31 protein-coding genes are annotated in these 24,141 nt (G+C 67.4%); 12 read left to right on the forward strand and 19 right to left on the reverse strand.

Annotation, left to right across the window (positions count from 1 at the left end; translation table 11 throughout):
• The first annotated feature begins 1 nt into the window (after nt 1).
• Genes D2V04_RS12990 through D2V04_RS13000 form a run of 3 tightly spaced genes read left to right on the forward strand, consistent with a single transcriptional unit; the run spans nt 2 to nt 2,570 of the window.
• Nucleotides 2–1,444 (forward strand): cytochrome ubiquinol oxidase subunit I, encoded by a 1,443-nt coding sequence (locus D2V04_RS12990; protein WP_119514082.1) that lies wholly within the window; start codon nt 2–4, stop codon nt 1,442–1,444.
• On the forward strand, nt 1,441–2,439 hold the full coding sequence (gene cydB, locus D2V04_RS12995) for a cytochrome d ubiquinol oxidase subunit II (protein WP_119514083.1): 999 nt from the start codon (nt 1,441–1,443) through the stop codon (nt 2,437–2,439). The genes D2V04_RS12990 and cydB overlap by 4 nt, the downstream gene beginning before the upstream one ends.
• Complete coding sequence (locus tag D2V04_RS13000) at nt 2,439–2,570, forward strand: DUF2474 domain-containing protein (protein WP_119514084.1); 132 nt, start codon at nt 2,439–2,441, stop codon at nt 2,568–2,570. Before cydB ends, D2V04_RS13000 begins: the two co-directional genes overlap by 1 nt.
• A 716-nt stretch (nt 2,571–3,286) precedes the next feature.
• Here the strand turns inward: D2V04_RS13000 and D2V04_RS13005 are convergent.
• The 4 genes from D2V04_RS13005 to hemF are packed head-to-tail and all read right to left on the reverse strand — an operon-like array spanning nt 3,287 to nt 8,098.
• The gene (locus D2V04_RS13005; RefSeq protein ID WP_119514085.1) at nt 3,287–5,188 is read right to left on the reverse strand and encodes a M1 family metallopeptidase; all 1,902 of its coding nucleotides are present in this window, start codon (nt 5,186–5,188) and stop codon (nt 3,287–3,289) included.
• Between the two features lie 52 nt (nt 5,189–5,240).
• Nucleotides 5,241–5,903 carry a potassium channel family protein gene (locus tag D2V04_RS13010; protein WP_119514086.1) on the reverse strand — a complete coding sequence of 221 codons (663 nt, stop codon included), beginning with the start codon at nt 5,901–5,903 and terminating at the stop codon, nt 5,241–5,243.
• Nucleotides 5,893–7,227 carry a TrkH family potassium uptake protein gene (locus tag D2V04_RS13015; RefSeq protein ID WP_228766432.1) on the reverse strand — a complete coding sequence of 445 codons (1,335 nt, stop codon included), beginning with the start codon at nt 7,225–7,227 and terminating at the stop codon, nt 5,893–5,895. Before D2V04_RS13015 ends, D2V04_RS13010 begins: the two co-directional genes overlap by 11 nt.
• A gap of 16 nt (nt 7,228–7,243) precedes the next feature.
• Nucleotides 7,244–8,098, reverse strand: a complete 855-nt coding sequence (hemF, locus tag D2V04_RS13020; RefSeq protein WP_119514087.1) for an oxygen-dependent coproporphyrinogen oxidase — start codon at nt 8,096–8,098, stop codon at nt 7,244–7,246.
• A 47-nt stretch (nt 8,099–8,145) separates the two neighbouring features.
• Here hemF and pdeM point away from each other — a divergent pair, with 47 nt between their 5' ends.
• Together pdeM and infC are read left to right on the forward strand one after the other, a co-directional pair.
• Nucleotides 8,146–8,838, forward strand: a complete 693-nt coding sequence (gene pdeM, locus D2V04_RS13025) for a ligase-associated DNA damage response endonuclease PdeM (RefSeq protein WP_119514088.1) — start codon at nt 8,146–8,148, stop codon at nt 8,836–8,838.
• A 173-nt stretch (nt 8,839–9,011) separates the two neighbouring features.
• On the forward strand, nt 9,012–9,491 hold the full coding sequence (gene infC, locus D2V04_RS13030; RefSeq protein ID WP_228766433.1) for a translation initiation factor IF-3: 480 nt from the start codon (nt 9,012–9,014) through the stop codon (nt 9,489–9,491).
• Between the two features lie 15 nt (nt 9,492–9,506).
• Here the strand turns inward: infC and D2V04_RS13035 are convergent, their stop codons facing one another.
• Nucleotides 9,507–10,172, reverse strand: coding sequence for a hypothetical protein (locus D2V04_RS13035; RefSeq protein WP_119514090.1), 666 nt, complete (start codon nt 10,170–10,172; stop codon nt 9,507–9,509).
• Between the two features lie 128 nt (nt 10,173–10,300).
• On the opposite strand from D2V04_RS13035, the gene D2V04_RS13040 reads away from it, so the two are divergent.
• The 3 genes from D2V04_RS13040 to D2V04_RS13050 all read left to right on the forward strand — a co-directional run bounded on the left by D2V04_RS13040 (nt 10,301) and on the right by D2V04_RS13050 (nt 13,266).
• A complete protein-coding gene (locus D2V04_RS13040; RefSeq protein ID WP_147391823.1) occupies nt 10,301–10,897 on the forward strand; it encodes a hypothetical protein in 597 nt (198 codons plus the stop codon).
• 145 nt (nt 10,898–11,042) lie between these two features.
• Nucleotides 11,043–12,362 (forward strand): cystathionine gamma-synthase family protein, encoded by a 1,320-nt coding sequence (locus tag D2V04_RS13045; RefSeq protein ID WP_119514092.1) that lies wholly within the window; start codon nt 11,043–11,045, stop codon nt 12,360–12,362.
• A gap of 7 nt (nt 12,363–12,369) precedes the next feature.
• On the forward strand, nt 12,370–13,266 hold the full coding sequence (locus tag D2V04_RS13050) for an ATP-grasp domain-containing protein (RefSeq protein WP_228766434.1): 897 nt from the start codon (nt 12,370–12,372) through the stop codon (nt 13,264–13,266).
• Between the two features lie 69 nt (nt 13,267–13,335).
• Here the strand turns inward: D2V04_RS13050 and D2V04_RS13055 are convergent, their stop codons facing one another.
• Nucleotides 13,336–13,869, reverse strand: coding sequence for a J domain-containing protein (locus D2V04_RS13055; RefSeq protein WP_119514093.1), 534 nt, complete (start codon nt 13,867–13,869; stop codon nt 13,336–13,338).
• 170 nt (nt 13,870–14,039) lie between these two features.
• Here D2V04_RS13055 and D2V04_RS17970 point away from each other — a divergent pair, with 170 nt between their 5' ends.
• The gene (locus D2V04_RS17970; protein ID WP_182849754.1) at nt 14,040–14,186 is read left to right on the forward strand and encodes a hypothetical protein; all 147 of its coding nucleotides are present in this window, start codon (nt 14,040–14,042) and stop codon (nt 14,184–14,186) included.
• A 46-nt stretch (nt 14,187–14,232) separates the two neighbouring features.
• Here D2V04_RS17970 and pal read toward each other — a convergent pair whose 3' ends face one another.
• From pal to hisB, 13 genes are all read right to left on the reverse strand, one after another.
• The gene (pal, locus tag D2V04_RS13060; protein WP_119514094.1) at nt 14,233–14,742 is read right to left on the reverse strand and encodes a peptidoglycan-associated lipoprotein Pal; all 510 of its coding nucleotides are present in this window, start codon (nt 14,740–14,742) and stop codon (nt 14,233–14,235) included.
• 61 nt (nt 14,743–14,803) lie between these two features.
• On the reverse strand, nt 14,804–16,216 hold the full coding sequence (gene tolB / locus D2V04_RS13065) for a Tol-Pal system beta propeller repeat protein TolB (RefSeq protein ID WP_119514095.1): 1,413 nt from the start codon (nt 16,214–16,216) through the stop codon (nt 14,804–14,806).
• Nucleotides 16,213–17,022, reverse strand: coding sequence for an energy transducer TonB (locus tag D2V04_RS13070; RefSeq protein WP_119514096.1), 810 nt, complete (start codon nt 17,020–17,022; stop codon nt 16,213–16,215). Before D2V04_RS13070 ends, tolB begins: the two co-directional genes overlap by 4 nt.
• 12 nt (nt 17,023–17,034) lie before the next feature.
• The gene (locus D2V04_RS13075; protein WP_119514098.1) at nt 17,035–17,481 is read right to left on the reverse strand and encodes an ExbD/TolR family protein; all 447 of its coding nucleotides are present in this window, start codon (nt 17,479–17,481) and stop codon (nt 17,035–17,037) included.
• Nucleotides 17,481–18,176, reverse strand: a complete 696-nt coding sequence (gene tolQ / locus D2V04_RS13080) for a protein TolQ (protein WP_119514099.1) — start codon at nt 18,174–18,176, stop codon at nt 17,481–17,483. The genes D2V04_RS13075 and tolQ overlap by 1 nt, the downstream gene beginning before the upstream one ends.
• Nucleotides 18,173–18,634, reverse strand: a complete 462-nt coding sequence (locus tag D2V04_RS13085; RefSeq protein ID WP_119514101.1) for a YbgC/FadM family acyl-CoA thioesterase — start codon at nt 18,632–18,634, stop codon at nt 18,173–18,175. Before D2V04_RS13085 ends, tolQ begins: the two co-directional genes overlap by 4 nt.
• A 57-nt stretch (nt 18,635–18,691) precedes the next feature.
• Nucleotides 18,692–19,069 carry a histidine triad nucleotide-binding protein gene (locus D2V04_RS13090; RefSeq protein ID WP_119514102.1) on the reverse strand — a complete coding sequence of 126 codons (378 nt, stop codon included), beginning with the start codon at nt 19,067–19,069 and terminating at the stop codon, nt 18,692–18,694.
• Nucleotides 19,069–19,383 carry a phosphoribosyl-ATP diphosphatase gene (locus tag D2V04_RS13095; protein WP_119514103.1) on the reverse strand — a complete coding sequence of 105 codons (315 nt, stop codon included), beginning with the start codon at nt 19,381–19,383 and terminating at the stop codon, nt 19,069–19,071. The genes D2V04_RS13090 and D2V04_RS13095 overlap by 1 nt, the downstream gene beginning before the upstream one ends.
• A 32-nt stretch (nt 19,384–19,415) precedes the next feature.
• Complete coding sequence (locus tag D2V04_RS13100) at nt 19,416–19,580, reverse strand: PEP-CTERM sorting domain-containing protein (protein ID WP_119514105.1); 165 nt, start codon at nt 19,578–19,580, stop codon at nt 19,416–19,418.
• A gap of 86 nt (nt 19,581–19,666) precedes the next feature.
• Entirely contained in the window at nt 19,667–20,428 is a 762-nt protein-coding gene (hisF, locus tag D2V04_RS13105) for an imidazole glycerol phosphate synthase subunit HisF (RefSeq protein ID WP_119514106.1), read from the reverse strand.
• Nucleotides 20,425–21,153 (reverse strand): 1-(5-phosphoribosyl)-5-[(5-phosphoribosylamino)methylideneamino]imidazole-4-carboxamide isomerase, encoded by a 729-nt coding sequence (gene hisA, locus D2V04_RS13110; protein ID WP_119514107.1) that lies wholly within the window; start codon nt 21,151–21,153, stop codon nt 20,425–20,427. Before hisA ends, hisF begins: the two co-directional genes overlap by 4 nt.
• Nucleotides 21,150–21,770 (reverse strand): imidazole glycerol phosphate synthase subunit HisH, encoded by a 621-nt coding sequence (gene hisH, locus D2V04_RS13115; RefSeq protein WP_119514109.1) that lies wholly within the window; start codon nt 21,768–21,770, stop codon nt 21,150–21,152. The genes hisA and hisH overlap by 4 nt, the downstream gene beginning before the upstream one ends.
• A complete protein-coding gene (gene hisB, locus D2V04_RS13120) occupies nt 21,763–22,356 on the reverse strand; it encodes an imidazoleglycerol-phosphate dehydratase HisB (protein WP_119514297.1) in 594 nt (197 codons plus the stop codon). Before hisB ends, hisH begins: the two co-directional genes overlap by 8 nt.
• A gap of 81 nt (nt 22,357–22,437) precedes the next feature.
• Between hisB and D2V04_RS13125 the strand changes: the two genes are divergently transcribed.
• The 3 genes from D2V04_RS13125 to gmk all read left to right on the forward strand — a co-directional run bounded on the left by D2V04_RS13125 (nt 22,438) and on the right by gmk (nt 24,100).
• Nucleotides 22,438–22,941 (forward strand): SspB family protein, encoded by a 504-nt coding sequence (locus D2V04_RS13125; RefSeq protein WP_119514110.1) that lies wholly within the window; start codon nt 22,438–22,440, stop codon nt 22,939–22,941.
• 41 nt (nt 22,942–22,982) lie between these two features.
• Nucleotides 22,983–23,402: a hypothetical protein gene (locus tag D2V04_RS13130; protein ID WP_119514298.1), complete on the forward strand. Its 420-nt coding sequence runs from the start codon at nt 22,983–22,985 to the stop codon at nt 23,400–23,402.
• A gap of 62 nt (nt 23,403–23,464) precedes the next feature.
• The gene (gmk, locus tag D2V04_RS13135; protein WP_119514112.1) at nt 23,465–24,100 is read left to right on the forward strand and encodes a guanylate kinase; all 636 of its coding nucleotides are present in this window, start codon (nt 23,465–23,467) and stop codon (nt 24,098–24,100) included.
• Nucleotides 24,101–24,141: the final 41 nt, after the last annotated feature.

Below are 24,141 nucleotides of genomic sequence, written 5' to 3' on the forward strand. Positions count from 1 at the left end.
GATGTTGCAGGACCTCGACGCCATCCTCCTCGCGCGGATCCAGTTCGCCTTCACGGTGAGCTTCCACTTCTTCTTTCCGGCGTTCTCGATCGGGCTCGCGAGCTATCTCGCGGTGCTCGAAGGGCTGTGGCTCAAGACGGGCGAGCAGCGCTATCACGACCTGTTCAAGTACTGGCTGAAGATCTTCGCCGTCACTTTCGCGATGGGCGTCGTCTCGGGCATCGTGCTGTCCTACCAGTTCGGCACCAACTGGGCGGTGTTCTCCGACCGCGCAGGGCCGGTGATCGGGCCGCTGATGGCCTACGAGGTATTGACCGCCTTCTTCCTCGAAGCCGGGTTCCTCGGCGTTATGCTGTTCGGGATGGAGAAGGTCGGGCGCAAGCTGCACTTCGCGGCGACCTGCATGGTCGCGCTCGGCACCTTCGTTTCGGCGTTCTGGATCCTCAGCGTCAACTCGTGGATGCAGACGCCGACCGGGTTCGTGATGGGGGACAACGGGCAGTTTCTGCCGGGCGGGAGCTGGTGGGACATCGTCTTCAACCCGAGCTTCCCCTACCGCCTCGTCCACACGGTGATCGCGGCCTATCTGACCACCGCGTTCGCGGTCGGCGGGGTCGGCGCCTGGCACCTGCTCAAGGACCGCACCAATCCGCACGCCCGAACGATGTTCTCGATGGCGATGTGGATGGCCGCGATCGTCGCGCCGATCCAGATCCTCGCGGGCGACCTGCACGGGCTCAACACGCTCGAGCACCAGCCGGCCAAGGTCATGGCAATGGAGGGGCATTTCGAAAGCCACCCCGACGGCGCGCCGCTGATCCTGTTCGGCATTCCGGACAGCGAGGAAGAGACGGTCCACTATGCGGTCGAGATTCCCAAGGCCTCCTCGCTGATCCTCAAGCACGACCTGAACGCCCCGCTCGCCGGGCTCGACACGATTCCGGAGGAGAACCGGCCGCCGGTGGAGGTCGTGTTCTGGTCGTTCCGGGTGATGGTCGGGATCGGCCTGGCGATGCTCGGGCTCGGGCTGTGGAGCCTGCTGGCGCGGGCGCGCCGCAAGCTCTACGACTGGCGCTGGCTCCACCGCGCGGCGCTGGTCATGGGCCCTTCCGGCTTTGCCGCGGTGCTCGCCGGATGGATCACCACCGAGGTCGGGCGGCAGCCGTGGACGATCTACGGCCTGCTGCGCACCGCCGACAGCGCCAGCCCGCTCGCCGCGCCGGCCGTAGCCACGTCACTGGTGGCGTTCATCGTCGTCTACTTCGCGGTGTTCGGAGCGGGGACCTGGTATATCCTCAGGCTGATGAGCAAGTCGCCCATGCCCGGCGAGCGCGGCGTCAAGCACGGCGAGAAAGGGCCGATCCGTACTTCCGGCATCACCCCGGGGCCGACGCAGAATCCCGGCAGGCGCGAGACCATTCCGGACGGAGAGGACGAGGCATGATCGACCTGTCGCTCATCTGGGCCTTCATCATCGCCTTCGCGGTCTTCGCCTACGTGGTGATGGACGGGTTCGATCTCGGGATCGGCATTCTCTTCCCCGGCTTCACCGTGGGCGAGGAGCGCGACAGCGCGATGAACTCGATCGCGCCGGTGTGGGACGGAAACGAGACCTGGCTGGTGCTCGGCGGCGGCGGCCTGCTCGCGGCCTTCCCGCTCGCCTACGCGATCGTGCTGCCGGCGACCTATCCGCTGATCATCGCCATGCTGCTGGGCCTCGTGTTCCGCGGGGTGGCGTTCGAGTTCCGCTGGCGCGATCCCGGGCACCGCGCGCTGTGGGACCTCGCCTTCGCGGTCGGCTCGTTCGTCGCCGCGCTGACCCAGGGCATGGTGCTCGGCGCGTTGCTGCAGGGGATCGAGGTCGCGGACCGCGCCTATGCCGGAAGCTGGTGGGACTGGCTGACGCCCTATACGCTGCTGACCGGCCTGGGCACGGTCGCCGGCTACGCGCTGCTCGGCAGCACCTGGCTGATCTGGAAGCTCGAGGGCCCGGCGCAGGACCACGCCCGCCGCATGGCGTTCCGCGCGGCGATCGCGACGCTGGCGCTGCTGGCCGCGGTCAGCGTCTATACCGTGTTTCTCGAGGCGCAGTATTTCGACCGCTGGTTCTCGATGCCGAGCGTGCTGTTCGCGGCCAACGTGCCGCTGCTGACCGCGATCATCGCCTTCCTGCTGTTCCGCGGCCTCGCCAAGGGTTGGGAAGCTGCGCCGTTCTGGCTCTCACTCGCGCTGTTCTTCCTCGGCATGGCGGGGCTCGGCGTGTCGATGTTCCCCTACATCGTGCCCGATCAGGTGACGATCTGGGACGCGGCCGCGCCCGAGAGCAGCCAGATCTTCATGCTGATCGGGGTCGGCATCACCATGCCGCTGATCATCGCCTACACCGGCTGGGCCTACTGGGTCTTCCGCGGCAAGGTGGGCCACGAAGGTTATCACTGATGGATGAGGCCGGTCGCGAGGCCGAGCGGAAGCCGCTGTGGCAGCGACTCGCATGGCTCGCGGCGATCTGGCTCGCCAGCGTCGCGGTGCTCGGCGTGGTGGCCTGGATACTGAGACTGTGGATCGCCTGACATGGGGAACGCACCCACCGCACCCACGAAAGATCCTCCGGCGGCGAACCCGGATGCGTAACGCCTGGTAACTCGGATCGCGCGGCCGGTGCGGCATGCCAGGAGGCATGCGCGCGGGGTCGGGCGGTGGCGGTTTGCTTGCGAACGACCGACGGATGCGCCGCGGCGTGAGGTTCGCCGCACGCGATCCGCTTGCCCGCCGCCGCCGCGGTGGGGCCCGGTTCGATCCCTGCGGTCCGGGAACGGCGGGCGCAGACGGCCGGGACTCGCCAAAAGTCCGCCCGTGCCCCGTGGCTGATCCGCCACGCCAGCGCGCGGTGTGCCGGCTGCCGGGAGACCCGGGGTTGATCGCCGGGTTCGCAAGGGCAGCGCGTGGACACCGCGAACATCCATATCCCGGCTTCCGGCGGAAGGGAGCGAGGCTTCCGGCTCCTTGAGGGGTTACACCCGAGCCTTATGCATCGCACGCCAGCCGCACCGGCCGCGCCGCTGGAGCGAAGAGCAGGAGCCCATCGACCAGCGGAAGAGAGACAAGGCACCGTCGACTGGGTGCCTGCCCCGATCCTCGTTGCCTGGCGTTGAGGGCCACCAGGCTCGCGTCACCTAACCCATATGGTTCATTTTGTCAAGATGGTTGGTGAAATGTGGTCACCTGTCGCCTCATCTTTTCACCGGTCATCCCAGCGCACGCTGGGATGACGAGAGGGATAGCCGGCTCACTCCTTCCAGCCGACCACCTTGTCCACGCTCCCGCGGGTTACCGCGTGGTAGCTCGGGCGGGTCTTCGCGTAGATGCGCTGGGCGATCGGCCGGCCCCATTCGCCTTCCTCCATCAGCGTGGCGAAGAGGGGGCGGACGAACTTCGCGCGGCCGACTTCGGCGAGGAAGGCCTCGGCCTTGGGCACCGCGGGCTCGTAGCGGTTGGCGAGCGCCAGCTCGAGCCACAGGAACAGCTCCTCGTTGTTGCCGGTGGCGGCCAGCCCGAGCTGCCGGTCGAGCTGCGCGAGCTCTTCCGCCGAAAGCTCTTGCGGAAGCTTCTGCAGGAAGCGCTGGCGCTCGGCCGAGCTCCACTTGCGCCACGCGGCCGCAGCCGGGATCGCGCGGCTCCCGCCGTAGGCCGCGGCGGCCGCATCGACCGTCGCAAAGGCCGCCGGATCGGGCCGCGCGACATTGGCGGGCAGGCCCGGTTCGTAGATCCATTCGCGCAGCCGCAGACGTTCCGCCTCGGCCTCGCTGCGGGCGAGATTCTTGCGCATGTCCTCGTAGATCATCGCCGAGGTCGCCGGTTCGAACGCGTGGTTGTCGAACCACTGGCGCAACCAGGCATCGAAGCGCTCGCGGCCCACTTCATGCTCCAGCGTGCGCAGGAAGGCCGCGCCCTTGTCGTAGACGATCGCGCTGCCGGCGCTGTCGGTCCCGTCCGGCTGGTGCAGCGCGGTGCCCGGCGCGTCGGTGCCGACTTCGGCGAGCGTGTCCTCGATCGCGGCGAAGCTCAGCGCGGCTTCCTGCTCGGCCCGCTTCTCGCCGTAGATCTCCTCGATGATGCGGTTCTCGAAATAGGAGGTTACCCCTTCGTTGAGCCAGCTATCGGCCCAGACCGCGTTGGTGACGAGATTGCCCGACCATGAGTGCGCCAGTTCATGCGCGACGAGGCCGGTCAGGCTCCGGTCCCCCGCGATGAAGGTCGGCGTGAGGAACGTCATCACCGGGTTTTCCATCCCGCCGAAGGGGAAGGCCGGCGGCAGGACGATCATGTCGTAGCGGCCCCAGCGATAGGGGCCGTAGAGCGCTTCCGCCTCCTTCACCATGTCCTCGGTGTCGGCGACTTCCCAGTGCGCCCGGTCGAGGATCGCCGGCTCCGCCCAGACGCCGGTGCGCGGGCCGATCGCGCGGAAGTCGATGTCGCCCGCAGCGATCGCGATCAGGTAGGGCGCGACCGGCTTGTCCATCACGAAGCGGAACGCGCGGCGCCCGTTGCCGAGGTCTTCCGGCTCGCCCTGGAGAATGCCCGACATGACGACGTCGAGCGGCTTGGGCGCAGTCACCCGCGCTTCCCAGGTCTGGCGGATGCCGGGGCTGTCCTGCGTCGGGATCCAGCTCCGGTTGAGGATCGCCTGGCCCTGGCTGAACAGGAACGGATACTCGCCGCCCGCGGTCTGCTCCGGGTCGAGCCACTGGAGCGCGCTCGCCTGCGGGTTGGCGGTATAGGCGATGACGATATGGCGGGCATTGCCGATCGTGATCGTCAGCGGCGCACCCTTGCCTTCGACCCGCTCGCCGATATCGAAGTCCAGCTCGTTGCCGCGCCCGTCGGTGACGCGGCTGACCTGCAGCCCGTCACTGTCGAGCACGATCTGCGAGGCGTCGGGCCGCGCGAGAATGTCGAGCGTGGCGGTTCCGCCGACCCTGTCACGCTCGAAATCGAGCGCGAGGTCGAGCGCGACATGCGTCACTCGCGCGACTTGCGGCTGCGCAAAGGTCGAGCTGTCGACCGCGTCGGGCGTGGTCAGGATCGGCGCCACCAGACGCTCGGCCGACACGGCCGGCGGCTGTGCGTCCATCGTCGTGCAGGCGGTGGTGGCGAGAAGCAGCGAAAGCGCGGCGGCGATGGGGCGCATGGAACTCTCCGATCCCTTGTGAGTGGCGTACGATTGGTGACGCTAGAGCAGACTATTGGAGCGCGGCAAACCCTTCGATCTTGTCGATGCGGCCGGACACGACGAGTTCGTCGCCCGGAAGAATGATAGTGTCGGGGATGGCGTGGATGAAATCCTCGTCCACGCGCTTCACGCCGATCACCGTAACCGCGAACTTCTGCCGGCACTGACTTGTGACCAGCGGAAGCCCGACGATCGCCTCGGGCGCTTTCAGCCGCGCGATGGCGAACTGGCCGTCGAAGGCAATGAAATCGAGCAGGCGCTCGTTCACGAGGCGCGCGACGCGCTCGCCCATCTTCTGTTCCGGGAACACGACGTGATGCGCGCCGGTCCGCTCGAGAATGCGCCCGTGCCGGTCGTTCGTCGCCTTGGCCCAGATGTTGGGAACGCCGAGATCGGACAGTGCCAGCACGGCCAGCACGCTCGCCTCGATATCCGACCCGATGCCGACGATCGCCGAGGGAAACTCCTTCACGCCGAGCCGGCGCAGGGTGTCCATTTCGGTGCAGTCGGCCTCGACCACCTGGGTCAGCTTGTCGGCATGGTCCTGCACGATCTGCGGGTCCATGTCGGCGCCGAGCACTTCATGCCCCATTCTCTCGAGCGTGGCGCCCACGGCGCTGCCGAACCGGCCGAGGCCGATCACTAGCACCGGATTTCTCTTGTCAGCCGACAATCGGATTCTCCTCGGGATAGCGGTAGGGACGGTCGTGCTTGCCAAGCGCAAGCGCCGTTGCTGCGGTAATGGTGCCGACCCGGCCGATGAACATCAGCATCGCCAAAACGAACTGCGCCGAAGGCGGCATCTGCGCGGTGACGCCGGTCGACAGGCCGACCGTGGCGAAAGCGGACGTCGCTTCGAACAGCACGTCCTGCAGCGGAAGATTCGTCACCGAAGCGATATACATCGTCGCGCTGAGGATAAACAGAAGGGCCAGCATGGCGACGGTCAGGGCCTGGCGCTCCACCGAACGGCCGAAGCGCCGGCCGAACATCGATGCGTCGCGGCGGCGCAGGACCTCCGACAGGACGATCGCCAGCAGAACGAAGAACGTGGTGACCTTGATGCCGCCCGCCGTCCCGGCGCTGCCGCCACCGATGAACATGAGCACGTAGTTCACGACCAGCGTCTCCTCGCGGAAGGCGCCCACATCAAGGCTGTTGAAGCCGGCAGTCCGCGGCATGACGGAGTGGAAGGCGGAATTGAGCAGCTTCGTCCCGAACCCCATCGGTCCGAGCGTTTCGGGGTTGCTCCATTCCATCACCGCCGTCGCCAGGAAGCCCCCGGAAAGCAGGATCAGCGTGCCGGTGACGGTGATCTTCGTATGAAGGGTCCAGCGCCGGTAGCGCAGCCGGTTTGCCCGCAAGTCCTGCATGACCGGGAACCCGAGGGCGGTGAGAATGACCGCGAGCATGATCGGGACCAGCATCACCGGGTCTTGCTGGAACCCCATGACGCTGTCCGAATAGGTGGAGAAGCCCGCGTTGTTGAACGCACTCACCGCATGAAACAGACCGTGCCACAGGGCGAACACGAAGCTTTCGTCGTAAGCTGTCATCAGCCGGGTGGTGAGTATCGCGGCGACGATCGACTCGACGACGATCGTGATCGCCAGGATCAATCTGAGCACCGATTGGGCGTCGCTGACCTCCAGCCTGTTGCGTTCGACCTGGATCGCCATGCGATCCCGCAGGCCGAAACCCCGGCCGACCATCAGGCCGAGCAGGGTGGCCGCGGTCATGATGCCCAGGCCGCCGATCTGGAACAGGATCAGGATCACCGCCTGCCCGAAGCCGGACCAGTAGGTGGGCGTGTCGACGACGATGAGCCCCGTCACTGCAACCGCGGAGGTTGCGGTGAACAGAGCGGTTATCAATGGCGCGGAGCTTCCGTCCGTCGTCGCCAGCGGCAGGCTGAGCAACGCGGTCCCGGCGGCGATCGCCGCGAGAAACAGCAGCGGGATCAGCCGAACGGGATCGCGGAGAACAGGGATCCTCACCGCCCCCGTTCCCGGCTCAGTTCCATACCGCTTCGGGTGGCAGGCTCATCAGGATGGCATCGATATTGCCGCCGGTCTTGAGCCCGAACAGCGTGCCGCGGTCGTAGACGAGGTTGAATTCCGCGTAGCGGCCGCGCCATTCGAGCTGGCGTCGCTTGTCCTCGGGCGTGAAGTCCGTCTCCATCCGGCGGCGGACGATGGCCGGAAACACCTCGATGAAGGCGCTGCCGACGTCCTGCGTGAAGGCGAAGTTGCGTTCCCACGCCGCTTCGTCTGCGCATTCGAGGTGGTCGTAGAAGATACCGCCCACCCCGCGGTGGACGCCGCGGTGGGGGATGAAGAAATAATCGTCCGCCCACTTCCTGAAGCGTTCGTAGTAGGTCGGGTTGTGCCGCGCGCAGATCGCCCGGAAGGCGGCGTGGAATGCCTCAGTATCGTCGTCGTAGGGGATCGGCGGATTGAGGTCCGCCCCGCCCCCGAACCACGCCTTGGCCGTCGTCAGGAAGCGCGTGTTCATATGCACCGCGGGGACATGCGGATTGGCCATGTGCGCCACCAGGCTGATCCCGGTGGCGGTGAACTCGGGGTTTTCCTCCGCCCCGTGGATCGTCCGCGCGAACTCGGGGGCGAAGCGGCCGTGGACGGTGGAGACGTTGACCCCGACCTTCTCGAACACGTTGCCCTTCATCACTCCGCGCACGCCCCCGCCGGGCTCGGCATTGCCCTCCTCCTCCCGCTGCCAGGGGGTGTATTCGAACGCCGCGTCGGAGCCCGCCTCGCGCTCGATCGCTTCGAATTCGGCGCAGATGCGGTCGCGCAAGTCCTCGAACCAGTCTTTCGCCCGGGCGGTATGGGGTTGCCAGTCGGTCATCGTGCGAATCCCTTGCCAAGCCCAATCCGCTACGGCAAGAGCGGTCCATGGTTCCCCTTTCGTTCGCAGGCGAGGAATTCGTGCTCACGCAGGGACATGCGCTCTACTGGCCGCGCGAGCGCGCGTTGCTGGTGGCGGACCTGCATCTCGAGAAGGCGAGCTTCTACGCGCGGCACGGGCAGATGCTGCCGCCCTACGACAGCCGCGAGACGCTGGAGCGGGTCGCGCTGGCGATCCGCGAGACGGGGGCCCGGCGCGTCTATACGCTCGGCGACAACTTCCACGACAGCCAGGGCAGCACCCGGCTGGAGGACCATGCCGCGGGCATGCTCGCCGCGCTCACCCGGGCGACCGACTGGGTGTGGATCACCGGCAATCACGACCCCGCGATGGAAGCGCGCAGCGGCGGCACGATCGCCGAGGAGCTCGAACTGGCCGGGATCGTCCTGCGCCATCAGGCCCGCGCGGGCGAGACGCGGCCCGAGCTGTCGGGCCACTACCACCCGCGCCTCCAGGTCACCGTGCGCGAGCGTCATATCCGGCGGCCCTGCGCGGTGGTGGCGAGCGGCGAAGGCACCGGCGGGCGGATGATCTTGCCGGCGTTCGGTGCGCTGACGGGCGGGATGAACGCGGCCGACCCGGTGATCCGCGATGCGATGCAGCCCGCCGCACGGATCGACGCGGTGCTGCCTCTGGCCGGAAAGCTCGCGCAGTTCCCGCTGTGGCGTGCAGCGGCATAATAGGAACACCGGAGCGCAGACGACAGGTGCCCGCGCAGGGCCTCTAGCGAATCCCCGCGATTCCTCCTACAGGGGGCGCCACAGAACAACGGCAAACAGGAGACCGCCCCATAGCCCGTCCCCCCCGGCGCACTTTGCAACCGCCCGTCAAGAGCGGCCCGCGCTTTGATAACATGATCCAGTCCGACAAGGTTCGCGTCATCGACGAGAACGGCGAGAACCTCGGCGTGATGTACACCCGCGAAGCCATCGAACAGGCGGCCGATGTCGGCCTGAACCTCGTCGAGGTGTCGCCCAACGCCGACCCGCCAGTCTGCAAGTTCCTCGATGTCGGCAAGTACCGCTACGAGGCGCAGAAGAAGGCGAATGCCGCGCGCAAGACGCAGAAGACGCAAGAAATCAAAGAGATAAAGATGCGTCCGAACATCGACGATCACGACTACGACGTGAAGATGCGCAACGTGAACAAGTTCATCGAGAACGGCGACAAGGTGAAGGTCACCCTGCGCTTCCGCGGGCGCGAAATGGCGCACCAGCAGCTCGGGATGGACCTGCTGCGGCGCGTGCAGGACGATGTCGAGGAAATCGCGAAGGTCGAGGCCTTCCCGCGTCTTGAAGGCCGTCAGATGCTGATGGTGCTGGCGCCCAGGTAAACCGGCGCCTCGCCGCTACTCCACCCAGAAATCGAGAATCGTGAAGCGTGCGGGCGCGGTGGCGAACACGCCGTGGCCGCGTCCGCCGCTCGACCCGAGGACGAACCCGACGCGCGAGGCATCTTCCAGCGCCCGCGCGAAGGCTTCGGGCGCGCTGTTCCGATTCGCGCCCTGCACCGCCGTCCAGTTGGCATCGAGCGGCACGCTGACCTCGTGGGTGCCCGGCGTGAGCGGCCCCATCATCGCAGCCGGCGCATACCAGCGATAGGTGGCGTAGCGCCCCTTCGCGCTCCAGTTGTCACCGCCGCGCTGGAAATAGAGCGACAGTGTCGCCTTCTTCTGCGGGCTCTCCTCCGGCACAATACGCACGCCGCGCTCGCCCTCGATGCGGTAACGCAGCACGATCCGGCGCGCGCCGGTGAGCGAACCGGTCGGCACTGTCACGTAGTGAACGTGCCCCTCGCGCGGCGTCGGCCAGGGAATGTCGAAGAAGGTCTCGCCATTCGCATCGGTCGCGTAGCGCGGCATGCCGGGCGAATAGCTCCGGCCGCGCAGGATCGGCCCGATCTGCCACTCCGAAGCACGCTCCGGCGCCGACCGCGCGGCGGAGGGCTCGGGAAGCGAGAGCGCGGCCAGCGGAACGGCAGCGAGAAGAACGGTGGCGATGGCAGCACGGATCATGCCCCAAAGGTGCCCCAGGCAGGTTTAGCGGCACCTGAACTGCCGGTTCCGCATTGCGACAGGCATTCCGATGGCGGAACTCCTGGTGTATCCCCCGGTTGGTCGAATACGCAGCCCTGGGGAGACACATGCAACCTTCACGCCCTGCCCGTCGGTCCTCCGCCGCGATTCTCGCCGGCATGGTCCTCGCCCTCGCCGCCTGCGACCGAGCCGGGGACACCGCCCCGCCCTCAGGCGACACGGCGGCGGCCGAATCGCCCGCCTCGCCGGCTCCGGCGGAGAGCTCGCCCGAAAGTGCGGCGGAGAACGTTTCGCCCGCGGCTGGCGAGACGCTGGTGCCGCAGGCGGAAAAGGGCGAACCCGGCGCACGGAAAGTTCTGCTGGACTTCACACGCGCGCTCCGGTTCGAGGATTTCGACAGAGCCTATGCCATTCTCGGCGACGCCGCCCGCCAGAGCATGACCTACGACGAGTTCAGGGCGATGTTCGACGGTATGGACGGGATCACCGTCTCCACCCCGATGGGCCGCATGGAAGGCGCAGCAGGGTCGCTCTACTACGAAGTTCCGACCACCATCACCGCCAGGAACGGGACCCGCCTGACCGGCACCACGGTGCTGCAGCGGGTCAACGACGTGCCCGGCGCGACCGCAGAGCAGCTGCGCTGGCATATCGAATCCTTCCAGGTCGAACCTGCTCCCGAGTCCGCCGCTTCGACGAGTTGAAAACCGCCCGGCGCGGCGATAATTGAAAGCCATCGACCGGCACCGGGCGGAGATGCGTTCCTGCGGAGGTTAGGAACGGGCGCCACCGGCAGCCACCCGAGCTCCTGCCTTCCTGGGAGCGTGACGCAAAGGAAGGAGCGCCTCCATGCCGGACGCCATCGATTCCACCGACAAGCCGACCCCTCGCCGCAATCCCAAGCCCGAAGTGACGAAGATCGACGGGCGGCGGCTCAAGCCGAGCACCCTGATGATGGGGCACGGCTACGAACCCTCGCTCTCGGAAGGCTCGCTCAAGCCGCCGATCTTCCTCACCAGCACCTTCGCGTTCGAGAACGCGGCCGCGGGCAAGCGCCACTTCGAAGGCATCACCGGCCTGCGCCCGGGCGGCGCCGAAGGGCTGGTCTATTCGCGCTTCAACGGACCCAATCAGGAGATCCTGGAGGACCGGCTGGGCATCTGGGACGGCGCGGAGGACGCGCTGTCGTTCTCCAGCGGCATGACCGCGATCTGCATCCTGATGCTGGCCTACGTCTCGGCCGGCGACGTGATCGTCCATTCCGGGCCGCTCTACGCCGCGAGCGAGGGCTTCGTCGCCAAAGTGCTGGCCAAGTTCGGGGTGACCTACGTCGACTTCCCCGCCGGCGCGACGCGCGAGGAGCTGGACGCGGTGATCGCCAAGGCCAAGGCGCAGGCCGGCGAGCAGGGCGGCAAGGTCGCGATGATCTATCTCGAAAGCCCGGGCAATCCGACCAATGCGCTGGTCGACGTCGAGGCGGTGCGCGACGCGCGCGATGCCGCGCTCGACAAGGACGTGACGCCGATCGCGATCGACAACACCTTCCTCGGCCCGCTGTGGCAGCGCCCGCTCGACAACGGGGCGGACATCGTCGCCTACTCGCTGACCAAGTACGTCGGCGGCCATTCGGATCTCGTCGCAGGCAGCGTGGCGGGCGCCAAGAAGTGGATGGATCCGGTCCGCGCGCTTCGCAACACGATGGGCGGCATCGCCGACCCGAACACGGCGTGGATGCTGCTGCGCTCGCTCGAGACGGTCGAACTGCGCATGCAGCGCGCAGGCGAGAATGCGGCCAAAGTGTGCGAATTCCTGCGCGGCCACCCCAAGGTCGAGCGGCTCGGCTATCTCGGTTTCATCGAGGATGCGCGGCAGAAGGACATCTACGACCGGCACTGCACGGGGGCGGGATCGACCTTTTCCGTCTTCATCGAAGGCGGCGAGGCCGAGTGCTTCCGCTTCCTCGACGCGCTCAAGGTCGCCAAGCTCGCGGTCAGCCTCGGCGGCACGGAAACGCTCGCCAGCCATCCGGCCTCGATGACGCACCTTTCGGTGCCGGGCGCGCGCAGGACGGCGCTCGGCATCACCGACAATCTCGTGCGCATTTCGATCGGCATCGAGGATGCGGACGACCTCATCGCCGACTTCGAGCAGGCGCTCGAACAGGTGTGACGCGCGAATGAAGGTCGGCTTCCTCGCCTGCCCCGGCACGCTGCCCGGCACCGCGCCGCGGCGCGGCGATGCGTTCGAGCACGATCTCGAAGTCGCCGCGCTGCGGCCGGCGCTGGCGGCGCGCGGGCTGGAGCTGATCGAGATCGACTGGCGCGCGCCGCTGGAGCGTTTCGCCGGTCTCGGCTGCGTGCTGCTCGGCACCGCGTGGGACTATCAGGACCGCGCGCCCGAGTTCGTCGCGCGGCTCGATGCACTGGCCGCACGGGGGATCCGGGTCTGCAATCCGCCCGACGTGGTCCGCTGGAACATCGACAAGGGCTATCTCGCCGAACTCGCCGGGCGCGGTGCGACGACGGTGCCGACGCTATGGCACGAGGACGCCGGACTGGCGGAGGTCGAGGCGGCGATGGCGCATTTCGGGGCGGATCGCGTGGTCGTAAAGCGCCGCGTCGGCGCGGGCGGCGAGGGGCAGCACAGCTTCACCCGCGGCGCCCTGCCCGACGCCGGCTGGCGCATGGGCCGCGCGGCGATGATCCAGCCCTTTCTGCCCGCGATCCTCGAGGAGGGCGAGTTCACCTTCGTCTTCGTCGACGGCCGCTTCTCCCACGGGGTCAACAAGCGCGCCGCACAGGGCGAATACCGCATCCAGTCGCTCTTCGGCGGACGCGAAGCCGGCTACGCCCCCGCGCCCGAAGATTTGGCCACAGCCGAAGCGGTGGTCGCTGCCCTGCCCTTCACCGACCTGCTCTATGCGCGGATCGACATGGTGCGCCTGCCTGATGGAGAGCTGGCGGTGATGGAGGCCGAACTGATCGAGCCCTATCTCTATCCCGAGCAGGGCCCGGACTTGGGTGAAAGGCTGGCCGATGCGCTGGTGCGCCGGTTGGCGGTTCCGGTGGCTTAGCCGGAGCGGCTACACCATTCCGCCACCGTCATCCCAGCGAAAGCTGGGATGACGAAAAGGGATGCTCCCCTACCCCTTCCACTCGCGCCGCTCTTCGGCCTGGCGGAGGACCTCGTAGGCCACCTGTAGCGCCTGGAACTGCCTCGCGGCTTCGGCATCGCCCGGTTTGACGTCGGGATGTACTTCCTTCGCGCGGTTGCGGTAGGCTTTCTTCACCGCCGGGAAGTCCGCATCGCTTTCCAGCTCCAGCAGATCGAGCGCGCGCATTTCGTCGGCGGAGCGAGATCCGTCCCCGCTCCCCATCCAGCCGTAGTGCTGCGCCTCGGCATAGCCGGCGCTCTCGGAACGCTCGGCCTTGGCACGCGCTTCCTTCTCGGCCTTGTCGAGACCTTCGAAATAGTCCCACTTCGAATTGTATTCGGCCGCATGGCGCTGGCAGAAATACCAGCGGTCGGGGCTGTTGGGCGCCTTGGGCGCCGGGCAGTCGCCGGGTTCTTCGCACCCGTGCCGGTCGCACAGGCGCACGGTCGTCGCCTCGCGCGAGGCGCCGTAGCTGCGCCAGCGGGGGAAGCCCCAGTCGAGCGATCGGCGGGCGCGGCTCAAGCGAAGCCTCGCGAAGTCGTTGGTCCGGCTGTCATCGGCACTAGTCTAGGGATCGTTGCCCGCGCTGCAAAGGCGCGCGACAAGGGTTCGAACAAAAATGTTGCACCGCAACATGACGTTCATATTCGCCCGGCTATGGAGCGCGCGACCGAATTTCGAAAGACGATGTGATGAGCAGACAGCTTACATTTTCCGCGACGGTATGCGTGCTGACGCTGGCATTGTTCGCGCTCGTCGCAGGACAGGGCGCCATGAACGATGGCCTCACCCCCACGGCGCAGATCGCGCCCCTCGCGATCGGTACCGCGACCGAGTGATCGAAATGGGCGCGCCCCCGGCGATGCGGGGACGCGCCACGTTTCCTCAGTTGACGACGACGCTCACCGCGCGGCGGTTCTGCGCCCACGCCGCTTCGTTCGAGCCGAGCGCGACCGGGCGTTCCTTGCCGTAGCTCACGGTACGGACACGATTGGCCGCCACGCCCAGGCTGACGAGATAGTTCTTCGCCGCATTGGCGCGCCGCTCGCCGAGCGCGAGGTTGTACTCGCGGGTACCGCGTTCGTCGGCGTGGCCCTCGACCGTGATCGAGATGTTCGGATACTGCGCCAGGTATTGCGCCTGGGTCTGCAGCGCGGCCATGTCCGCACTGTCGATGTTGTAGCGGTCGGTATCGAAGTAGATCACGTTCTGACCGTTCACCGCGTTTTCGAAATGCTCCTGCGTGCCGAGAACCGGGCCGCTGGGGCCGGTCGGCGTCGGGGCCGAGGTCGTCGGGGCCGGCTCGGGGGGAAGCGACTCGGGGGGCTCCTTCTTGCACCCGGCCAGTGCGACGGTGCCGGCGAGAAGAGCGACGGTTGCAAAGCGTAGTTTCATGGACGTTTCCTCAGATGCCAAGACGAGTGGTGCGACCCGGGCGACAAAAATCACAATGCATTCAGGGCAGAATCGGTCCCCAGGCGGGGTCCGACGCATCCACCGGGGTCGGCAGACGCCTCAGGTTCCGGCCCGTGAGATCGACCTGCCAGAGCGAGGCTTTGCCCGATCCGCGTTCCGTACGGAAGAACTGAATGATACGGCCGTTCGGGCTCCAGGTCGGCGCCTCGTCCTGCCAGCCGTCGGTCAGCGTGCGCATGTTGCGGCCGTTCGGGCTCATCACCGCGATATTGAAGTCGCCGGCAATGCGCGTGAAGGCGATCTGGTCGCCGCGCGGGCTCCACTCGGGAGTCGCCGCGCGTCCGCCGAAGAACGAGATCCGGCGCTGATTCGAGCCGTCCGCGTTCATCACGTAGATCTGCTGCCCGCCCGACCGGTCGCTTTCGAACACGATCTGGCTGCCGTCCGGCGAATAGGAGCCGCCGATGTCGATGCCCGGCGCGTCGGTCAGCCGCACGCTCTGTCCGCCGCCGGCCGGGACACGGTAGATGTCGGTATTGCCCGCGACTGCCATGGAATAGAGGATGTAGCGGCCGTCCGGGCTCCAGCGCGGGGCGATGGTCGGGTTCCCGCTTTCGGTCACGAGCGTCTGCCGGCCGGTGCCGATGTCGTAAACGTAGATCCGCGGATTGCCGTCGACATAGGAGAGGTAGAGCAGCTTGCTGTAGTCGGGCGAGAAGCGCGGGGTCAGCGCGGTCGAGCGCCCGGTGGTGATGAAGCGGTGGTTCGCACCGTCCGAATCCATGATCGCGAGCCGCTTAACGCGGTTACCCTTAGGGCCGGTCTCGGCGATATAGGCGATGCGGCTGTCGAAGAACGGATCCTCGCCCGACAGGCGCGAATAGACGAGGTCGGAGCACTTGTGTGCCGCCCGGCGCCACTCACCAGGCTCGACCACCCAGCCTTCGCGCACGAGCTCGCTCTTGAGCGCCATGTCGTAGAGGTAGCAACCGACGGTCAGTTTGTTGTCGCCCCGGGCGCGGACGTAGCCATGCACCAGCATTTCGGCGCCCCGGCTCGACCAGGTCGGCCAGTTCGGCGCGGTGATCTGCGGGAAGGTCGGCTGCGGAAGCGAATCGGGGCCGACCGGCTTGAACAGGCCGTTGTTTTTCAGGTCATTGAAGACCACGCGGGCCAGTTCCTTGCCCAGCGCCGCGGTGCCCGACGAGTTGGCCGGCGTCGGCGTGTCGCGATCGGTCGCGAAGCCGGGGATCGCGATGCCCAGATCCTGCCACTCGCTTTCGTCGGTGACGGTGAAGGTCAGGCCGCCGTCCTGCTGTTCGATCGTCTCGACCTCGCCCATGGTCGGGACGGGGGCACCAAGATCGCTGGTGGACGCGGGCGACTGTGCCTCCTGCGCTGCGGCAGGCGCGGCGAAGAGGGCGAGGGTCAGAAGGGCTAGGATCGGTTTCATTGCGAAAGGTTCCTGTCGAATCTGGCGCCGTCGATCGACTTCCAGGCGTTGTAATACTCGGGCGGCAAGTCGAACGGTGCGGCAAGTTGGACCGCGCGGACCGCGCGCTCGGCATGGAGCGCGGCCTGCGGCCGGTTGGCCGGCGTGATGCCCGACTGATCCACTACGCGCGGGGCGCCCGAAAGGCTCCCGTCCTCGTTCAGTCGGAACGAGAGGATCGACACGAGCTTGTCGGCGTCGACGCCTTGCGGGGCGGACCAGTGCGGCTTGATCTGGCGGATGATCGCCTGAATGATGGAAGCCTTCGCGCTCGCGCCGATCTGGCTTGCGGGAATGCGCGTTTCCTCCGTCGTCGTGCTCGAGCCCGATCCGGCGAGGAAATCGCTGCCGATGCGACTGCCGCCGCTGCGTTCGGTGCGCCGCTGTTCGGGCTGACTGGTGCGGCGCGTCGGTTCGCGGCGCGGCTCCGCCTCGCGGCGCGGGGCCGTCGTCGCACGCGGGCGCGGACGCTCGGGCGGTGCCGGCCGTTCGACTTCGGCCGGGCGCGGAGGTTCGATGACCGCTGGCGCGGGCGCGGGCTCTTCGCTCAGCGTCGGGGCGATCGCCGCGCGGCTTTCGGCCACGAGTTCGGGCGCTTCGGCGACCGGACCGACGTCCTCGGCGAGACTCACGGTCATCCGCTCGGGAATTTCCGGCGGATCCGCCGCCCGCGGCTGAAACAGCAACACCGCCACCAGGGCGACGTGCAGCACCACGGCAACGCCGAGGCCCAGCCTCTCTTCGCGGGATAGAGCGACGCTTGCCATCAGACGCCCGCGCTATGGTGCCGAAACTGAACCGTGCGTGACCAGTTGGATCTGGTTGAATCCCGCGCGGTTCAATTCGCCCATGACCGCCATGACGCGCCCGTAGTCGAGCGTGCGATCGGCACGCAGCGTCACTTGCGGCGGATTGCCGTCCGCCCCCGGTGCGATATTGGCCAGCCGGTCGGGCAGTTCGCCGGGCGCGAGCGCCGCTTCGTCGAGATAGATCGTGCCGTCGCCGACGATCGAGACGGTGATCTGCTCCGGTTCCTGCGGCAGTGCGTTGGCGCGGCTGTCGGGCAGATCGACGGGAACGCCGGCGGTCAGCATCGGCGCGGTGACCATGAAAATGATCAGCAGCACCAGCATAACGTCGACCAGAGGCGTGACGTTGATCTCCGCCATCGGCGTGCGGCGGCTGCCGCGTCCGCGCTTGCCGGAACGGGCGAGACCCATCGCCATTACAAGCGCTCCAGTTCGCGGCTCAGGCTGGCGTGGAAGCGATCGGCGAAGCGCTGCAGTCGCGCTTCGAACGCGTTCACGGTATGGCTGAAGCGGTTGTAGGCGATGACCGCGGGAATGGCGGCGAACAGGCCGATCGCGGTGGCGAACAGCGCTTCGGAAATGCCCGGCGCGACGACCGCGAGCGAGCTCGATTCCTGCGCACCGATCTGGAAGAAGCTGTTCATGATGCCCCAGACTGTACCGAAAAGGCCCACGAAGGGAGCGACCGAGCCCACCGTAGCAAGGAAATTGAGGCGCGAGGCGAGCTCGTCCGCCTCTTCCGCGACCTGCCCTTCCATCGCCAGCGCGACGCGATCGCGCAGGCCTTCGCGGTCCTTCACCCCGCCCTTGGTCGAGCGGCGCCATTCGGACATGCCGGCTCCCGCGATCCGCGCGATGGGCACATTGCGCTTGGCGTGCTGCTGCATGAAGCCGTCAAAGTCGTCGGTCCGCCAGAAATCAGCCTCGAACGCGGCCGCGCGGCGGCGGATCCCGCCCATCCGCATGCTGAACGAGACGATGATCATCCAGGTCCAGATGCTCGCTGCGAGCAGTCCGACCATCACGACCTGAACGACGATATCGGCATCGAGAAACAATTGAACGGGGTCGAGCCGGTTGGGCGTGGCCGCCGCGAGTTGCGAAAGGATCATACGACCTCTTCTTCAGTGGGGAGGACAGTCTTGAAAGCGTCACGCCAGGCCGCAGGCTGGCGGCGCGGGCGCCCGTCGGGCGCGACGAAGCCCACTCTGAGTTCGGCCTCGGCGAGCAGCTCGTCGCCGCGCAGTGCGCGCTGGTGCATCCGGCAGCTTGCAGAACGCATTTCAGTGCAGCGGGTTTCGATCACGACATCGTCGTCGAGCCGCGCCGGGCGCAGGTAGCGGATCGCGAGGTCGGCCACCGCATAGGCGCCCTCGCCGGCCTCCACCGCAGCGCGCTGGTCGATCTCGAGCAGGCGCAGCAGGTCGGACCGGGCGCGCTCGAACCAGCGCAGGTAATTCGCATGGTAGACGACACCCGAAAGATCGGTGTCCTCATAGTATGCGCGCACCGCATAGAGGTGGCGCGTGCCATCGATAAGGCCGCCGGGAGGTGTTGGGCGCGTGGGCATCGTGACGCGCCTTAGCTGATGGCGGACTCGCCAAGCAATCGAAACTGCCAATTGTGTCTATTTCGCGATCATCCGCCCGAGCGGCTCGCCGCCGAACAAGTGGACATGGAGGTGCGGAACCTCCTGCCCACCATGCGCGCCGAGGTTGGCGAGCAGGCGGTACCCGGGCTCGACCAGCCCCTTGTCGCGCGCGATCTTGCCCACGGCGCGAACGAAGCCCGCGATCTCCTCCACGCTCGCCTGGGCGGAGAAGTCGTCCCAGCTCACGTAACGGCCTTTCGGGATCACCAGCGTGTGGACCTTGGCCTGCGGATTGATGTCCTCGAACGCGTAGGCCCATTCGTCCTCATACACCTTGGTCGAGGGGATCTCACCGCGCAGGATCTTCGCGAAGATATTATCATCGTCGTATGGCTGGGTCGCGTCGATCGGCATCACTCGCTCCTTGAAGCCTTCTCATCCAGTCCCGACACGCCTTCCCGCCGGTCTAGCTCCGCAAGAACCGCGTCGAGCGGGATATCCTTGGCCGAGAGCAGGACCATGAGATGAAAGATCAGATCGGCCGCTTCGCCGACCAGTTCCTCGCGCTCGCCCGTCAGTGCGGCGATCGCGGTTTCGACCGCCTCTTCACCGACCTTGCGCGCGATCACCGGAAGCCCGCGCGCATGAAGCTGCGCGACGTAGCTCGCCTGCGGATCGGCCTTGCGGCGCTCGGCGATGATGCGTTCGAGGCGCGGGAGCGTGTCCATGCGCCGTCTCATGCGGACGGCGCGCGGCGCGGTCAATCCTTGTCGGGAGCCTTGCGGCGCGCTGCCATGCGGCGACCGATCACCAGCCCGGCGAGGCCGAGGCCGAACAGCGAGAGGCTGGACGGCTCGGGCAACGGCGTTCCCGCCGCCTGGGCAGGAGCAGCGATGCAAAGGAGAAGGATCGGGAGCGCTCGCATGGTCCCGTCTCCTGGCGCCGGTTTCGCTGCGGTTGCAAGCCGCACTTCATCGCCGTCCCGGATTGGCACTTGCACGAGGTGCCGGATTAACCCCGCGCCGGCAGGCCTGCCGCGCGCAAAGCGTCGTGCGCCTCGGCGATCGTGTGCGTGCCGAAATGGAAGATCGAGGCGGCCAGAACCGCGCTCGCATGCCCTTCGGTCACGCCGTCGATCAGATGCTGCAACGCGCCGACGCCGCCGCTGGCGATCACCGGCACGGGCACCGCGTCGGCGATCGCGCGGGTGAGCGCGAGGTCGTAGCCGGCCTGGGTGCCGTCGCCGTCCATCGAGGTGACGAGCAGTTCGCCCGCGCCGAGCTCCGCCAGCCGGACCGCGTGCGCAATCGCGTCGATCCCGGTGGCGCGCCGTCCGCCGTGGGTGAAGACCTCCCACTTGCCCTCGCCGACGCGCCGCGCATCGACCGAGGCGACGCAGCACTGGCTGCCGAAGCGCGCCGCGATCTCCCCCACCACTTCAGGCCGCGCGACAGCCGCGCTGTTGACCGCGACCTTGTCCGCCCCCGCCAGCAGGAGCGCGCGCGCATCCTCGGCTGTGCGCACACCGCCGCCGACGGTGAACGGCATGAAGCACACAGCGGCTGTGCGGCGCACGATGTCGAGCAGCGTCCCGCGCCCCTCGTGGCTGGCCGAGATGTCGAGGAAACACAGCTCATCCGCCCCCGCCGCATCGTAGGCCTGCGCCTGCTCGACCGGATCGCCGGCGTCCTTGAGATCGACGAAGTTGACGCCCTTGACCACGCGGCCATCTGCCACGTCGAGACAGGGAATGACACGGACGCGGACGGTCACGCCCGCCCTGCCATCGCGATCGCCGTCGCGAGATCGAGCCGGCCGTCGTAGAGTGCGCGGCCGGTGATCACGCCCTCGATCCCCTCATGCGCATGGAGGGAGAGGAGGTGGATGTCGTCGAGCCCCTTGACCCCGCCGCTGGCGATGACCGGGATGTCGACCCGGCGTGCGAGGTCGACCGTCGCATCGATGTTGCAGCCCTTGAGCAGCCCATCGCGCCCGATGTCGGTGAACAGCACACTCGCGACACCCGCATCCTCGAACCGGCGCGCGAGATCGGCCACGGGCACGTCGGACACTTCGGCCCAGCCCTCGGTGGCGACCATTCCATCCTTCGCGTCGACCGCGACCACGATCCCGCCCTCGAACGCGCGCGCCATGTCCTTGACGAACTGAGGGTCCTTGAGCGCCGCGGTGCCCATCACGATCCGGGCGACGCCGAGGTCGAACCAGCCCTCCACCGCTTCCCGCGTGCGGATGCCGCCGCCGAGTTGGACGTAGCCGGGAAAGGCCGCGACGATCGCCTCGACTGCCTCGCGGTTCTCGGCCTTGCCGGCGAACGATCCGTCGAGATCGACGACGTGCAGATGCTCGGCGCCGGCCTCGGCGAACATCAGGGCCTGCGCCGGCGGATCGTCGCCATAGACGGTAGCGCGCGCCATATCGCCTTCGGCCAGGCGCACGACCTGGCCGCCCTTGAGGTCGATTGCGGGGAAGACGATCATGGGCGCCACTCCAGAAAGCGCGCGAGCAACCCTAACCCGTAGGCCTGGCTCTTCTCGGGATGGAACTGGACGCCCAGCACGTTGTCGCGGGCAACCGTCGCGACGAGACCCCCGCCGTGATCGGTCATCGCCGCAATATTCGCCGGGTCCTCCGCCGCGAAGTGGAAGGAGTGGAGGAAATAGGCCTCGCCCTCCTCCAGCACCGGCACGGCATGCGCAGTGAGCGCGACGTCGTTCCAGCCCATGTGCGGCACCTTGATCGCCGGGTCGGTCCGCTCGATCGCGCGCACTTCGCCTGCGATCCAGCCGAGGCCCGGCGTCGTACCGTGCTCCAGCCCCCGATCGGCGAGCAGTTGCATGCCGACGCACACGCCGAGGAACGGCGCGCCGCCGACTTCGACCCGCTCCTCCATCGCCTCGATCAGCCCCGAGATCGCCCGCAGCCCTTCGGCACAGGCGCGGAACGAGCCGACGCCGGGCAGGACGATCCGGTCCGCCGCGCGCACTTTGTCGGGATCGGCGGTCACTTCCACCGAAGCGCCGACGGTGCGGAGCGCGTTTTCGACCGAATGGAGATTCCCGGCGCCGTAGTCGATCAGCGCGGTCGTCTCAGCCACCGAGCATGCCCTTCGTGCTCGGCACGGTACCGCCCTTGCGCGGATCGATCTCCACCGCCTGACGCATGGCGCGGGCGAAACCCTTGTAGATCGCCTCGCAGATGTGGTGGTTGTTGCTGCCGTAGAGCAGCTCGACATGGAGCGTGATCCCGGCGGCCTGCGCGACCGAATGGAACCAGTGCTCGATCAATTCGGTGTCCCACTCGCCGAGGCGCGTCTGGGAAAAGCCCGCGCGCCACACGAGATAGGGCCGCCCGGAGATATCGAGCGCGACGCGCGCCAGCGTCTCGTCCATCGGCGAATAGGCCTGGCCGTAGCGGCCGATCCCGCCCTTGTCGGCGAGCGCCTCGGCGAGCGCCTGGCCGAGCGCGATCGCGCTGTCCTCGGTCGTATGGTGCTGGTCGACATGCAGATCGCCGGCGACCTTCATCGTCACATCGATCAGCGAATGGCGGGAGAACTGCTCCACCATATGATCGAGGAATCCGATACCCGTCGACACCGCATAAGTGCCCGTCCCGTCGAGGTTGACCTCGACTTCGATCGCGGTTTCCGCCGTCTTCCGCTCGATCCTGCCGGTGCGCATGGCGGCGCTATACGCCAGGATTGCCATGGTGCAAGCATTGGCGCTTGACCGACGCGCGAAGCGGCTCCACCAAGCAGGCATATGAGCGACGATACGCCCGATAGCCTGATCCCCTACGATGAGATCGTGCAGGAAGCGCTGCGCGCCGTGGTCGGCCGCGTGCTCGGCGAGATCGAAGGAACCGGCGGCGACCTGCCCGGCAACCACCACTTCTACATCACCTTCAAGACCCATGCGCCGGGCGTGACGATCCCCGCCCACCTGCGCGAGCGGTTTCCGGACGAGATGACGATCGTGCTCCAGAACAAGTTCTGGGACCTGAAAGTTCGGGAAGACGGCTTCAGCGTCGGCCTCAGCTTCAACCAGGTCCCGTCCAAGCTGGAGATCCCCTTCGCCGCGATCACGGCCTTCGTTGACCCCGCCGTCGATTTCGGGCTGCAGTTCCAGGCCAGCGTCGCCGATATGGCGCCCGAGGCGCATGACGATGCGGAGAATGATGCACCGGAACACGGCGAAGGCCCGGTCGTTTCCGAGGATGAAGACGGCTCCAACGTCGTCACGGTCGATTTCGGCCGCAAGAAGTAATCCGGCCGGCCTTGCGCCCGCCGGGAATCGAGGGGCGAACGATGGCTAAATCCAAAGGCAGGACCGGGACCGGTATATCTTCCAAGGTCGCAAGGGCGACGAGGAAGATGACGGCCGAGGACCGCGAAGTCGCCGGCCCCAGCCCCAACCCGGCGACCAACTTGCTGATCCACGACATCCTGCTGCGCAGCGGGGGCAGGGTTCTCCGTCTCGGGCTCGAGAAGGGCCTGCTGCGCAATCGCTACGGCAAGTCGACCGCCAGGGAGATCGTGGAAAATCGCTCGATGGTGCAGACGCTCGCTTCCTACGCCGTCGCCCGCGTGGCGACGCGCTCGGTGCCGGGCGCGATCGTGGTCGGCGGCGGGATCCTGGCGAAGGCGTTGCTCGACCGCCGCCAGTCGCGTCGCGCAGCGAAGCGCGAGGGCGACAGGAAGCTGCGCGAGAAGGCGCGACAGGAATAGCCTCGTGCGGCGCCCCCATCGCGGGGCTTGATTTCGCGCGGTCGCTCGGCGCATGAGCGCGCATGGCCGACCAGGACACTCTTCACCGCCGCGGACTGATGTTCATCCTCTCCTCGCCTTCGGGCGCAGGGAAAACCACGATCTCACGCATGCTGCTCGAAGCCGACGACGAGATCCGCCTCTCGGTCTCGGCCACCACCCGGCCGAAGCGCCCGGGCGAGATCGACGGCGTGCACTACCACTTCGTCGATGACGCCGAGTTCGACCGGATGATCGAGGAAGACGATTTCTACGAGTGGGCCCCGGTCTTCGGTTACCGTTACGGCACACCCAAGGGTCATATCCGCAGCGGGCTGAAGGAAGGGCAGGACTTCCTGTTCGACATCGACTGGCAGGGCACCCAGCAGCTCTACCAGAAGGACGAGCAGGACGTGGCGCGAGTATTCATCCTGCCGCCCAGCCTCGAGGAATTGCATCGCCGGCTGCAGGACCGCGGCACCGACAGCAAGGAAGTGATCGACGGCCGCATGGAACGCGCCCGCGCCGAGATCAGCCACTGGGACGGCTACGACTACGTCGTGGTCAACGACGATGTGCACGTCTGTTTCGAGAAAGTCCGCTCCATCCTCCACGCCGAACGCATGAAGCGCGCGCGCCAGACCGGCCTGATCGGCTTCGTGCGGAAACTGATGGCCTGAAGCTTCCCCCAAGGCCTCGCGTCGGGCGAGGCCGGGGATGA

It is taken from the genome of Pelagerythrobacter aerophilus, from assembly GCF_003581645.1.
Taxonomy (GTDB): domain Bacteria; phylum Pseudomonadota; class Alphaproteobacteria; order Sphingomonadales; family Sphingomonadaceae; genus Pelagerythrobacter; species Pelagerythrobacter aerophilus.

Excerpts from the sequence above, each read along its gene's own strand:
- D2V04_RS13070 (WP_119514096.1), bottom strand. The coding sequence starts at position 17,022 with ATGGCAAGCGTCGCTCTATCCCGCGAAGAGAGGCTGGGCCTCGGCGTT.
- D2V04_RS13075 (WP_119514098.1), bottom strand. The coding sequence starts at position 17,481 with ATGGCGATGGGTCTCGCCCGTTCCGGCAAGCGCGGACGCGGCAGCCGC.
- D2V04_RS13130 (WP_119514298.1), top strand. The coding sequence starts at position 22,983 with ATGGCTAAATCCAAAGGCAGGACCGGGACCGGTATATCTTCCAAGGTC.
- D2V04_RS17970 (WP_182849754.1), top strand. The coding sequence starts at position 14,040 with ATGAGCAGACAGCTTACATTTTCCGCGACGGTATGCGTGCTGACGCTG.
- D2V04_RS13050 (WP_228766434.1), top strand. The coding sequence starts at position 12,370 with ATGAAGGTCGGCTTCCTCGCCTGCCCCGGCACGCTGCCCGGCACCGCG.
- tolQ (WP_119514099.1), bottom strand. The coding sequence starts at position 18,176 with ATGATCCTTTCGCAACTCGCGGCGGCCACGCCCAACCGGCTCGACCCC.
- hisA (WP_119514107.1), bottom strand. The coding sequence starts at position 21,153 with ATGATCGTCTTCCCCGCAATCGACCTCAAGGGCGGCCAGGTCGTGCGC.
- D2V04_RS13000 (WP_119514084.1), top strand. The coding sequence starts at position 2,439 with ATGGATGAGGCCGGTCGCGAGGCCGAGCGGAAGCCGCTGTGGCAGCGA.
- infC (WP_228766433.1), top strand. The coding sequence starts at position 9,012 with ATGATCCAGTCCGACAAGGTTCGCGTCATCGACGAGAACGGCGAGAAC.
- gmk (WP_119514112.1), top strand. The coding sequence starts at position 23,465 with ATGGCCGACCAGGACACTCTTCACCGCCGCGGACTGATGTTCATCCTC.
- cydB (WP_119514083.1), top strand. The coding sequence starts at position 1,441 with ATGATCGACCTGTCGCTCATCTGGGCCTTCATCATCGCCTTCGCGGTC.
- tolB (WP_119514095.1), bottom strand. The coding sequence starts at position 16,216 with ATGAAACCGATCCTAGCCCTTCTGACCCTCGCCCTCTTCGCCGCGCCT.
- D2V04_RS13045 (WP_119514092.1), top strand. The coding sequence starts at position 11,043 with ATGCCGGACGCCATCGATTCCACCGACAAGCCGACCCCTCGCCGCAAT.
- D2V04_RS13005 (WP_119514085.1), bottom strand. The coding sequence starts at position 5,188 with ATGCGCCCCATCGCCGCCGCGCTTTCGCTGCTTCTCGCCACCACCGCC.
- pdeM (WP_119514088.1), top strand. The coding sequence starts at position 8,146 with ATGGTTCCCCTTTCGTTCGCAGGCGAGGAATTCGTGCTCACGCAGGGA.
- D2V04_RS13090 (WP_119514102.1), bottom strand. The coding sequence starts at position 19,069 with ATGCCGATCGACGCGACCCAGCCATACGACGATGATAATATCTTCGCG.
- D2V04_RS13035 (WP_119514090.1), bottom strand. The coding sequence starts at position 10,172 with ATGATCCGTGCTGCCATCGCCACCGTTCTTCTCGCTGCCGTTCCGCTG.
- D2V04_RS13085 (WP_119514101.1), bottom strand. The coding sequence starts at position 18,634 with ATGCCCACGCGCCCAACACCTCCCGGCGGCCTTATCGATGGCACGCGC.
- D2V04_RS13040 (WP_147391823.1), top strand. The coding sequence starts at position 10,301 with ATGCAACCTTCACGCCCTGCCCGTCGGTCCTCCGCCGCGATTCTCGCC.
- hisB (WP_119514297.1), bottom strand. The coding sequence starts at position 22,356 with ATGCGCACCGGCAGGATCGAGCGGAAGACGGCGGAAACCGCGATCGAA.
- D2V04_RS13125 (WP_119514110.1), top strand. The coding sequence starts at position 22,438 with ATGAGCGACGATACGCCCGATAGCCTGATCCCCTACGATGAGATCGTG.
- D2V04_RS13100 (WP_119514105.1), bottom strand. The coding sequence starts at position 19,580 with ATGCGAGCGCTCCCGATCCTTCTCCTTTGCATCGCTGCTCCTGCCCAG.
- D2V04_RS13095 (WP_119514103.1), bottom strand. The coding sequence starts at position 19,383 with ATGGACACGCTCCCGCGCCTCGAACGCATCATCGCCGAGCGCCGCAAG.
- pal (WP_119514094.1), bottom strand. The coding sequence starts at position 14,742 with ATGAAACTACGCTTTGCAACCGTCGCTCTTCTCGCCGGCACCGTCGCA.
- D2V04_RS12990 (WP_119514082.1), top strand. The coding sequence starts at position 2 with ATGTTGCAGGACCTCGACGCCATCCTCCTCGCGCGGATCCAGTTCGCC.
- hemF (WP_119514087.1), bottom strand. The coding sequence starts at position 8,098 with ATGACCGACTGGCAACCCCATACCGCCCGGGCGAAAGACTGGTTCGAG.